Here is an 11,331-nt window from a genome sequence, read left to right as displayed (position 1 = left end):
AATCGGCTTCGCCGCAAATTTTGAGCGATTTGTCAAGCGTTTTTTGCAAAAAAGTGGGTGATTTTTTGAGATAAGGGTCGGAAAGCCTTATAAAATCAGGGCTGAAGATTCCGAGAAGTTATCATACAGGAAAGGAGGGTAGAAGTATCATTTCAATTATTCAGTGTGTTTATGTAAAAAGGAGTGTTTAAATGAAAAAAACAAATAAAAAATCTATCTTTTTTTCTGTAGTTTTGTTGTTCCTTAGTGTATTAGGTATTGTGGGAGCCGCTAGTACGATGACGGCAGAAGCTAAGGAGGTCTCTTTGGTAACGGGAGCATCCGTCCAATATATGGGATATTCGACACATTATTATTATGTGGATGGAAATATGGCATATTGTCTGGAACCCGGTAAACTCTCGCCGAATAACGGAACTTATTCCTCCGATGAGTTGGATAAGGACCAGCTTTTGGCAAAAGCAATGTATTATGTGTATGGAGGACCTGGGTATGATGTGTATATGAAACCGACATTGACAGGAGGGTGGGATCAACCAGACCGAGCCTATTGTCTGTCGCACTGCATATTGTCTTATATTTATGATGGGTGTGATCCAAATAGCGATGGGTTCAAGGGATTGAATGCGGATATTAGTAATGCAGTAATTCAGTATACGAACGCAATTCAGGGATGGCCAAATATACCGGATACAGATATTGCTCTTTCTCAGGAGAATTTAACCGCATTTTTTAGTGCTGAGGAGGGCGTGCAGCGAACAGAGGTTGTTACATGTGAAGGGGATACATCGAATTCATTAGTGCTTTCTTTGCCCGAAGGAGTGACTCTGGTAAATGTAACCCAGCAAAGTCGTCTGCAGGGCCAGGTGACAGTGCATGGGCAAGAGCAGTTCTATCTGGCATCAGATGTGGCTTATGGTAACGGAACAAGTTGGGACAGTGGTCAGATAAAAGGGACTTTGAATCAAGCGTGGAGAACGCTGGTTGTAAAAACTGGTGGCGGAAGCCAGGATATCGGAACTGGACAATTGCTCACGGTGGAACCATCAGCAGTATCTCTGCAAGTGAAGTGGATGGAGCGCCCGGAACTTATGGTTGAGAAACATGCAGATAAAACGGGGAAAACTTATCAGTTGGGAGACATTGTTACTTATACTATGGATGTAACACAGCAGATTCAAAATGCGGTGGCAAAAAATGTGGTGATTACAGATACAATTCTTACTGAGGGAGTACAGCTTCAGAAAAATTCCATTGTTCTTCTGGATGGTTCCCGTAATGTGATACAAGATGCAGTGATCTCTGTCAACGGAAATTCATTTACCATTCATGCAGGAGAGTTCTTACAGTGTGTAGAACTTGGAGAACGCTATATAGCCGAGTATCAGATGGCAATAACGGATGAATCGGTGATAGGAAAAGAAATAGATAATGAAGTAGTTGTCTGCGCGGATAATGCGGAAGAGAAAAAAGATGAAGAGAAGATTCTGGTAGAAAAACCGAAAGAATCAGATGAACCAGAAAAAGAAACACCGGAGATAGAGAAACCAGAGACGGAACCTGAGAAACTTGTGGAAGCAAAATCCAAAACGACAGCAAAAATTGCATCCGTTAAGACTGGTGATCAAGAAAATATAGTGGTTCTTGTACTATTCTTGATTCTTTCTTGCACCACTATATTTGTTTGTGTTAAAATGAACGCATGGCTACGGAAAATATGGAGAAAGTAGTATTCAAAAGATAAGTCAATGAAGAAGAATAGGAGGTTGTCGTGATGGGAATGACAATGACGCAGAAGATATTGGCGGCTCACGCAGGACTCGATTCTGTTGTGGCAGGACAATTGATAGAGGCGAAGTTAGATGTAGTAATGGCAAATGATATCACCGGACCTATGGCACTGCCGATTTTTCGGGAGATGGCAGAAAATGTGTTTGATAAGGATAAAGTAGTTCTGGTACCAGATCATTTTACACCGAATAAGGACATTAAATCAGCAGAGAACTCTAAGGCAATCAGAGAATTTGCAAGAGCACAGGGATTAACATGGTATTTTGAACAGGGAAAATCCGGCGTGGAACATGCAATCCTTCCAGAAGCTGGTGTTGTTGTGGGTGGTGAGTGCATTATTGGTGCAGATTCACACACCTGTACATATGGCGCATTAGGTGCATTTTCTACTGGTGTGGGAACCACAGATATTGCAACAGGTATGGCAACAGGTGAGTTGTGGTTTAAAGTTCCGAGCGCAATGAAGTTTGTATTGACGGGAAAGCCAGGACCATATGTCAGTGGAAAAGATATCATTATCCATATTATCGGTAAGATTGGGGTAGATGGCGCACTTTATAAATCTATGGAATTTGTTGGAGATGGCATTGCTAATCTGTCTATGGATGATCGTTTTACAATGGCGAATATGGCGATTGAAGCTGGTGCCAAGAATGGAATCTTCCCGGTAGATGAACAGACAGAAGCCTATATGAAAGAACATTCCAAGAAGGAATACAAGATATATACTGCTGATGAGGATGCAGAGTATGATGAAGTGGTTGAGATTGATCTTTCAGAGGTACGTCCGACCGTTGCATTCCCACACCTTCCAGGTAATGCTAAGACAATTGATGAGGTTGAGGCGATGGAGCCAATCAAGATCAATCAGGTTGTAATCGGTTCTTGTACCAATGGGCGTATGGAGGATATGAGAAAAGCAGCAGCAATTTTGAAAGGCCATACAGTTCATCCAGATGTACGTGTTATGGTAATCCCGGCAACACAGAAGATCTACAAACAGTGTATCGCAGAGGGACTTTTGGATATCTTTGTGGATGCAGGCTGTGCTGTGAATACACCAAGCTGTGGACCATGTATGGGAGGTCATATGGGTGTTATGGCAGCAGGTGAAAAGTGTGTGTCTACAACAAATCGTAACTTTGTGGGCAGAATGGGACATGTAGATTCTCTGATCTATCTTGCGTCTCCAGAAGTGGCTGCAGCGAGTGCGATTGCAGGATGTATTGCGAATCCAGAGAAAGTAGGTGACAGATAATGAAAGCAGTAGGACATGTATTTAAGTATGGTGATAATGTGGATACGGATGTTATTATTCCGGCAAGATATCTTAATTCCTATGATCCTCAGGAACTGGCAAGCCATGCGATGGTAGATATTGATCCAGATTTTGTAAATAAGATGAAGCCGGGAGATCTGATTGTTGCGAATAAAAACTTTGGATGTGGTTCATCCAGAGAACATGCACCTCTGTGTCTCAAGACGGCAGGTGTAAGCTGCGTCATTGCAGAGACATTTGCCAGAATCTTCTATAGAAATGCAATCAATATTGGATTACCGATTATTGAATGCCCAGAGGCAGCAAGAGGAATCGATGCCGGTGATGAAGTGGAAGTTGATTTTGACAGTGGAAAGATCTATAACCGTACAAAAGGCACAGAGTTTCAGGGACAGGCTTTCCCGGAATTTATGCAGAAGCTGATTGCTGCAGGTGGCCTGGTAAAATATACAAATAGTAAAAAATAGCGGATGATAGAAGGGTGAAAAAGATGAATCTACATTACAAAAGTACAAGAAATTCGAACTTGAAAGTAACAGCTTCTGAAGCGATTCTGACAGGTCTTGCTCCGGACGGTGGTCTATTTGTGCCGGAGAAACTTCCGACACTCGATGTTTCAATGGAGCAGTTGAAAGACATGTCATATCAGGAGACCGCTTATGCGGTTATGAAGCAGTTTTTAACAGACTTTACAGAAGAGGAGTTGAAGGACTGTATTCGTAAAGCATATGACAGTAAGTTTGACACTGAGGAGATCGCGCCGCTGGTAAAGGTAGATGATACGTATTATCTGGAATTGTTCCATGGGGCAACGATTGCGTTCAAGGATATGGCATTGTCTATATTGCCGCATCTTTTGACTACTTCGGCCAAAAAGAATCATGTGGAAAATGAGATTGTGATTCTTACAGCTACGTCTGGTGATACGGGTAAGGCTGCTTTGGCGGGATTTGCTGATGTTGAAGGAACCCGAATCATTGTATTTTATCCGAAGAACGGAGTCAGCAAAGTACAGGAACTTCAGATGGTTACGCAAAAAGGAAGTAATGTAGATGTGGTTGCGATCCATGGAAATTTTGATAATGCACAAAGTGGTGTGAAAGCAATGTTCGAAGATAAAGAACTGGCTCAGGAACTTGCAGCAAAGGGATACCAGTTTTCTTCTGCTAATTCTATCAATATTGGACGTTTGGTTCCGCAGGTCGCATATTATGTAAATGCTTATGCAAAATTACTGGCAAATGAAGAGATTGCAGAGGGAGAATTGATCAACGTTGTAGTCCCGACCGGCAATTTCGGAAATATTCTTGCTGCTTACTATGCAAAGCAGATGGGAGTGCCGATTGATAAACTGATCTGTGCATCTAATAAGAACAAAGTGCTGTTTGATTTCTTCCAGACAGGTACATACGATAAGAATCGAGAGTTTGTGCTGACGACCTCACCATCCATGGACATTCTGATTTCCAGTAATCTGGAGCGTCTGATCTATCTGATAGCAGGTGAAGATTCTGAGAAGACCAGAGAATTAATGGAAGAATTAAAAAATAGTGGAAGCTATACAATCACTGAGAATATGAAGGCAAAATTATCTGATTTTGCATCTGGATATTCAGATGAATCAGAGACTGCCGAAAGTATCCGTGAGAATTACGAAAAGACAGGATATGTAATTGATACGCATACAGCTGTTGCTGCGCATGTCTGTGAACAGTATAGGATTAAGACCGGTGATGCAAAGAAATGTGTGATTGCATCAACGGCGAGTCCATATAAGTTCGTTAAGAGTGTTATGACGGCAATTGATGAAAAATATGCAGATGCAGATGAATTCGAACTTCTGAAAGTGTTGGAAGAGACATCTGGTGTAGAGATGCCACAGGCAATCAAAGATATTCTGGATGCCAATATACTTCATACTTTGGAATGTGATGCAGATAAGATGAAGGAAACTGTAAAAGGTATATTGCAAGTGTAAGGAGTGAGGACAGATGCTGTTAGATGGTTTCTTTGGGGCAATTGCTCTGGGGGCTGGAATCTACTGCCTTTATGGATATTATATGTTAAAAGTGAAAAAAGAGATTGTGAAGACAATCTTGCTTCCGAAGGGTGTAAATGAAAAAAGCTGCAAAGACCTGGAGGGATATTGCAGAGATGTCGGGAAGCCACTTCTTGCGTTGGGAATTATCCTGTTGTTAGATGGGTGTGTAGATCTGTACGATTCCTATATCAGCAGTGTTGGCATACTGTATGTAATTATGACGGCAGTTCTATGTGTGATGCTTGTTGTCTTTATGCTGAAATTACGTAAATACAACCAAAAATATTTTGGAATCAACTGAATGGTTGGAGCTGGATTTCGGTTATATAAAATATTTATATGAATAATAGATAAGTTTCATAAATTATAATATTGACAAAATGCAAGATTAAAAATACAATCTTGCATTTTTTGTAAAAACATAGACGTGATTATGCGGTTGGTGAAAAATAAATGAATAATAAAAAATATTAACTTTCGCGAAAGGATTGTTAAAGTATTGACTTTTTGTGAAAAAAATGTAATAATAAGACAAATGCCGCTGTAAAAGGCAGAAATATGCAAAGGCAGAAAGTGTTACGGCGGTTATGATTAAGGAAAGAAAAGAGGTAAAACAAAGATGGCGAATATCGATTTAAGTAAGTACGGCATTTCAGGAACTACAGAAATTGTACACAATCCTTCTTATGATTTATTGTTTGAGGAAGAGACAAAGCCGGAATTGGAAGGTTTTGAAAAGGGTCAGGTTAGTGAACTTGGTGCAGTAAACGTAATGACAGGTGTATATACCGGACGTTCTCCAAAAGATAAATTCATTGTAATGGATGAAAATTCCAAAGATACTGTATGGTGGACTTCTGATGAGTACAAGAATGATAACCATCCGGCTTCTGAAGAGACATGGGCTGCTGTAAAGGATATTGCAGTGAAAGAACTTTGTGATAAGAAGCTTTATGTGGTAGATGCTTTTTGCGGAGCCAATAAGGATACACGTATGGCAATCCGTTTCATCATGGAAGTTGCATGGCAGGCTCATTTTGTTGAGAACATGTTTATTATGCCTACAGCGGAGGAACTTGAGAGTTTTGAGCCAGACTTTGTTGTTTATAATGCTTCTAAAGCAAAAGTTGAAAATTATAAAGAGTTAGGACTGAATTCAGAGACAGCAGTTGTATTCAATATCACAAGCCGTGAACAGGTAATTATCAATACATGGTACGGTGGAGAGATGAAAAAAGGTATGTTCTCTATGATGAACTACTATCTGCCATTGAAGGGAATTGCTTCCATGCACTGTTCTGCCAATACAGATATGAATGGTGAAAATACAGCAATCTTCTTCGGATTATCTGGAACAGGTAAGACAACTTTGTCAACAGATCCAAAACGTCTTCTGATTGGTGATGACGAACATGGATGGGATGATAATGGTGTATTTAACTTCGAAGGTGGATGCTATGCGAAAGTTATCAATCTGGATAAAGAATCTGAACCAGATATTTATAATGCAATCAAGAGGGATGCGCTTCTTGAGAACGTAACACTGGATGAAGAAGGAAAGATTGATTTTGCTGATAAGAGTGTAACTGAGAATACACGTGTATCTTATCCGATCAATCATATTGAGAAGATTGTTCGTCCTGTATCTGCTGCACCAGCTGCACAGAATGTAATCTTCCTGTCTGCAGATGCATTTGGAGTACTTCCTCCGGTATCTGTACTGACACCAGAGCAGACACAGTACTATTTCTTATCTGGATTTACAGCAAAACTTGCTGGTACAGAGCGTGGAATCACAGAGCCTACACCAACGTTTTCCGCATGTTTTGGACAGGCATTCCTGGAACTGCATCCAACAAAATATGCAGAAGAACTGGTTAAGAGAATGGAAAAGAGCGGTGCAAAAGCATATCTTGTTAATACTGGATGGAATGGAACTGGAAAGCGTATCTCTATTAAAGATACCCGTGGTATCATTGATGCAATCTTAAATGGAGATATCCTGAATGCTCCTACTAAGAAGATCCCATACTTTAATTTCGAAGTTCCAACAGAACTTCCAGGTGTAGATTCTGCAATTCTTGATCCTCGTGATACTTACGCAGAAGTAGCTGAATGGGAAGCTAAGGCTAAGGATCTTGCTGAGAGATTCGTAAAGAACTTTGCAAAATATGAAGGAAATGAAGCAGGTAAAGCATTAGTTTCTGCAGGTCCACAGTTATAAAAAACAGTTTTATAGGTTGTAAAATCTATATAAATGGGGTATAATATCCTCAGTAGAAACCTGGGATGTTCGATAACTTCTGTAATTTTGAACCTACAAAACTTTAAACGGGACTCTTATATCTCCGTAATATGTCAGGCCTCCGAATTGTGCAGGGGAAGACAAAAAAGCGGATGCGGACACCCACCTAGCTGTGGCTAGGAGTCAAAATACAGAAACCGGCATTTTGGGGCCATACAAAAGATAGAAGACAGTCGTGTATGCGGCTGTCTTTTTGGTTATATTTAAAGAGAAAAAAGCATACATTGAGAAAAAAGTATTGGACAAGAGGATACGTACAGATTGAAAAAAAATAATAGATATAGAAATAATAGATATAGAAAGTATAGATATCTCCGGTATTTGTTGATGCTTGTAATCAGCCTGTTTGTCGTGGGAGGATTGTTTTCTTCATTTCAAAATTTTGAGAAAAAAGAATATAGGAAAGAAAAAGAACTGCAGAAGAATCCAGAAGCTCAGATGGAAATAAGTAATCCGAATATTCGGGTCTTGATTATGACCGACGGGTATGCCGAAGTTGCCCATCCGACAGTGGAGATATCAGCTGTTAACGGACTGGTAATTACACATGGTGAAGAGACAGAAGAAACGGAAGGAATGCAGTCGGTTATATTCGCCCCGGATGATCCGAGGTTTCAGAGCGGAAATGTCCGAATCTATGCCAGAGATGGAGGAGAGATTACATTACAGAGTATAGAAAGAGGGTGTGGAACGCCGTCTTATGCTGGAATATTAGAGCTTCGGACAACGGCAGAAGGTGTGATAGTTATTAATGAACTGCCTGTAGAGACGTATTTATGTAAAGTAGTACCCAGTGAGATGCCTGCTTCATATGAATTAGAAGCATTGAAAGCACAGGCTGTGTGCGCTCGGAGTTATGCATATCAGCAAATGCAGGATTATGCGTATCCAGAATATGAGGCTCATGTCAATGATAGTACGGATTATCAGGTGTATGGGAATTCTTTGCCTCAGAATACGACAAACCAGGCGGTAGAGGAGACAAAAGGGCAGGTGGTTCGATATCAGGGTCAGATAGTCACAACGTATTATTATTCCACTTCTTGTGGGAAGACAACAAATCTGGAAGCCTGGGGAACAGAATGTAATGAACAGAATGCCTATCTTCAGTCGGTAGAAGTAAAAGACTCAGAAGGTGATTATGAGCAAGGGCTTCCGTGGTATCGTTGGGAGGCGGACATACCGGTAGAGACTTTGTCGAATCTTATTGGGATTAATACCGGAAAAGATATCGGAGCTCTGCAAAGTCTAGAGGTAACCAAAGAAGGACCAGGAGGTGTCGCACTTCAAATCTGTGCGGTTGGAGAGAAAGGTCAACTGACAGTGGAGACTGAGAATAAGATAAGAAGAGCATTGGGAGGCAGTGGATATGAGATTCGGAAACAAGATGGAACAAATGTAGCAAGTTCATCCTTGCTCCCAAGTGCGTTCTTTACAATTCAAAGAGAGGGGGATATATTTTTCATCAAAGGTGGCGGGTACGGACATGGAATAGGAATGAGCCAGAACGGTGCGAATGAGATGGCTAAAAAAGGGAAGAATTATATAGATATACTGACGCTTTTTTTTCAAGGGATTACAGTTGAATAGATGCTCAGAACGCAGCAAAGGAGATATGTTTTGATAGACAAATATGCAAAAATCGGGTAAAATATAGAACAAATATATTGGAGATTGCCATGAAGAAAATAAAACAAATCTATCAAAATATTACAAATATTACTGCTGGAGTTTCGGCAGATCATGTGGGAGCATATGCAGCACAGACATCCTATTTTTTTATGCTGTGCATGATTCCGATTATATTACTGTTGCTTACGATGGTGCAGTATACGCCGGTAACGAAAGCGGATGTTATGACTGCTGTTATTCAGGTGTTCCCGTCGTCGGTTGATTCTTTGATCACTTCTATTGTGAATCAGGTGTATAATCAGTCCACCGGAGTCATCCCGATTACTATAGTAGTTGCCTTATGGTCAGCAGGAAAAGGTGTATTGGCTATGACATCGGGGTTGAATTGTGTGTATAAATGTAATGAGACCCGTAATTATGTATTTTTGCGTATTCGGGCAACCATTTATACGGTTATGTTCATTATTGTTATTATATTTTTGCTTGTGTTATCTGTATTTGGTAATACCCTGAATCTATTTATAGCGGAGCATATACCAATTATGCTTGGAGTGGCTGAGAAACTGTTAGAGACACGAATCATCATTACGCCAATTGTTTTGGTTGCATTTTCACTGATGATTTATAAATTCCTGCCAAACAGAAGGGACAAGTTCCGTTATCAGCTTCCTGGTGCAATGTTCTCTGCGGTAGGATGGATGATAATTTCCTGGATTTTTTCTGTATATCTGGATGTGTTTAAGGGATTTTCCAGTATGTATGGTAGTCTTACGACGATTGTGCTGATTATGTTATGGATGTATTTTTGTATGTATTGCATTCTGCTGGGCGGTGAGTTGAATGTGTTATTGGACGGGAAGATATTTGAGAGAAATGAGAAATAATTTCTTGACATTATAGTTTCTTATGATACAATAATTAAGTATTAATAGGTAAAAGCAATGACCGTGTCAGTAGAGAATCATTTTCCGATAGAGAGAGGGGATCATTGGCTGGAAGTCCCTTTGGGTTCAGATGATGCTTGAATTTCCCACGTGAGCTGCATTTTTGAAATCATAGTAGAAAATGACGTAGATGCACGTTACGCAGTAATGAAGTGCCCGTATATTGATGGTGCGGGAATCAGGGTGGTACCACGGGTGATAACTCGTCCCTTTTGGGATGAGTTTTTTTTATGCTCGAAAGAGTTGGTAAATCAGAAAGGAAGAAAAGTGATGAAAGAAAAATTACAGAACATCAAAGAAGAAGCATTGAAGGCAATTGAAGCTGCCGATATGCCAGAAAAATTGAATGATGTGCGTGTAAGATTCCTGGGTAAGAAGGGAGAACTTACCGCAGTATTAAAGGGAATGAAGGATGTTGCGCCAGAGGACAGACCGAAGGTGGGACAGCTTGTCAATGAGACAAGAGCGGCTATCGAATCTGTTCTGGAAGAGAGCAAAGTAAAGATGGAGAGGGCTATCCGTGAGGAGAAGATGAAACAGGAAGTTATTGATGTTACACTCCCATCGAAGAAAAACATGGTTGGACATCGTCATCCGAATACAATTGCATTGGAAGAAGTTGAAAGAATCTTCGTTGGCATGGGATATGAAGTAGTGGAAGGACCGGAAGTAGAATACGATCTGTATAATTTTGCAAAATTAAATATCCCGGATGGACATCCGGCAAAAGATGAACAAGATACTTTCTATATTAATAAAGATATCGTACTGCGTACCCAGACATCACCAGTACAGGCGCGTGTAATGGAACAGGGCAAACTTCCGATTCGTATGATCGCGCCAGGACGTGTATTCCGTTCTGACGAAGTAGATGCAACACATTCACCATCTTTCCATCAGATCGAGGGACTTGTCATCGACAAAAACATCTCCTTCTCTGATCTGAAAGGAACACTGGAAGTATTTGCCAAAGAATTATTTGGACCAGAGACAAAGACCAAATTCCGTCCACATCATTTCCCGTTCACTGAGCCAAGTGCTGAAGTAGATGTGACATGCTTCAAATGCGGAGGAAAAGGATGCCGTTTCTGTAAAGGATCTGGCTGGATTGAAATCCTTGGCTGCGGAATGGTACATCCACACGTATTGGAAATGTGCGGAATCGATCCAAACGAATACACCGGCTTTGCATTTGGTGTAGGCTTGGAACGTATCGCATTGCTTAAATACGAAATCGATGACATGAGATTATTATACGAAAACGACATTAGATTTTTAAAACAATTCTAAAAAGGTACAGGGCAAAATGCATTTGGGTACACCATAAAATGCAAAAAGG

General features: G+C 40.5%; 9 protein-coding genes, 1 other RNA gene and 1 other annotated feature. All 10 genes read left to right on the top strand.

The genetic code is table 11. The annotated features are described in order from the left end of the window. Positions 1 to 191: 191 nt before the first annotated feature. The 10 genes from ABE613_RS11825 (at position 192) to pheS (ending at position 11,282) form a co-directional block, all read left to right on the top strand. Complete coding sequence (locus tag ABE613_RS11825; protein WP_347376463.1) at positions 192 to 1,730, top strand: thioester domain-containing protein; 1,539 nt, start codon at positions 192 to 194, stop codon at positions 1,728 to 1,730. Between the two features lie 44 nt (positions 1,731 to 1,774). Then, a complete protein-coding gene (leuC, locus tag ABE613_RS11820; protein ID WP_235233583.1) occupies positions 1,775 to 3,049 on the top strand; it encodes a 3-isopropylmalate dehydratase large subunit in 1,275 nt (424 codons plus the stop codon). After that, a complete protein-coding gene (locus ABE613_RS11815) occupies positions 3,049 to 3,537 on the top strand; it encodes a 3-isopropylmalate dehydratase small subunit (RefSeq protein WP_235233584.1) in 489 nt (162 codons plus the stop codon). Before leuC ends, ABE613_RS11815 begins: the two co-directional genes overlap by 1 nt. A 23-nt stretch (positions 3,538 to 3,560) precedes the next feature. After that, complete coding sequence (gene thrC, locus ABE613_RS11810) at positions 3,561 to 5,048, top strand: threonine synthase (RefSeq protein ID WP_347376462.1); 1,488 nt, start codon at positions 3,561 to 3,563, stop codon at positions 5,046 to 5,048. Positions 5,049 to 5,061: 13 nt separating this feature from the next. Further along, on the top strand, positions 5,062 to 5,412 hold the full coding sequence (locus tag ABE613_RS11805; RefSeq protein WP_235233587.1) for a hypothetical protein: 351 nt from the start codon (positions 5,062 to 5,064) through the stop codon (positions 5,410 to 5,412). A gap of 318 nt (positions 5,413 to 5,730) precedes the next feature. Next, on the top strand, positions 5,731 to 7,335 hold the full coding sequence (gene pckA / locus ABE613_RS11800) for a phosphoenolpyruvate carboxykinase (ATP) (RefSeq protein WP_235231811.1): 1,605 nt from the start codon (positions 5,731 to 5,733) through the stop codon (positions 7,333 to 7,335). Between the two features lie 54 nt (positions 7,336 to 7,389). Next, a non-coding RNA gene (gene ssrS / locus ABE613_RS11795) (6S RNA) lies at positions 7,390 to 7,572 on the top strand. Between the two features lie 171 nt (positions 7,573 to 7,743). Further along, positions 7,744 to 9,006, top strand: a complete 1,263-nt coding sequence (locus tag ABE613_RS11790) for a SpoIID/LytB domain-containing protein (RefSeq protein ID WP_510182357.1) — start codon at positions 7,744 to 7,746, stop codon at positions 9,004 to 9,006. An 89-nt stretch (positions 9,007 to 9,095) separates the two neighbouring features. Beyond that, on the top strand, positions 9,096 to 9,932 hold the full coding sequence (locus ABE613_RS11785; RefSeq protein WP_347376460.1) for a YihY/virulence factor BrkB family protein: 837 nt from the start codon (positions 9,096 to 9,098) through the stop codon (positions 9,930 to 9,932). Positions 9,933 to 9,980: 48 nt separating this feature from the next. After that, positions 9,981 to 10,206 (top strand) — a binding site (T-box leader). Positions 10,207 to 10,262: 56 nt separating this feature from the next. Beyond that, on the top strand, positions 10,263 to 11,282 hold the full coding sequence (gene pheS / locus ABE613_RS11780; protein WP_235231808.1) for a phenylalanine--tRNA ligase subunit alpha: 1,020 nt from the start codon (positions 10,263 to 10,265) through the stop codon (positions 11,280 to 11,282). The last annotated feature ends 49 nt before the right edge of the window (positions 11,283 to 11,331 follow it).

The sequence above is a fragment of the Dorea chungnamensis genome, from assembly GCF_039832125.1.
GTDB lineage: Bacteria > Bacillota > Clostridia > Lachnospirales > Lachnospiraceae > JAFBIX01.
This window is presented reverse-complemented; position numbering and strand designations above follow the sequence as displayed.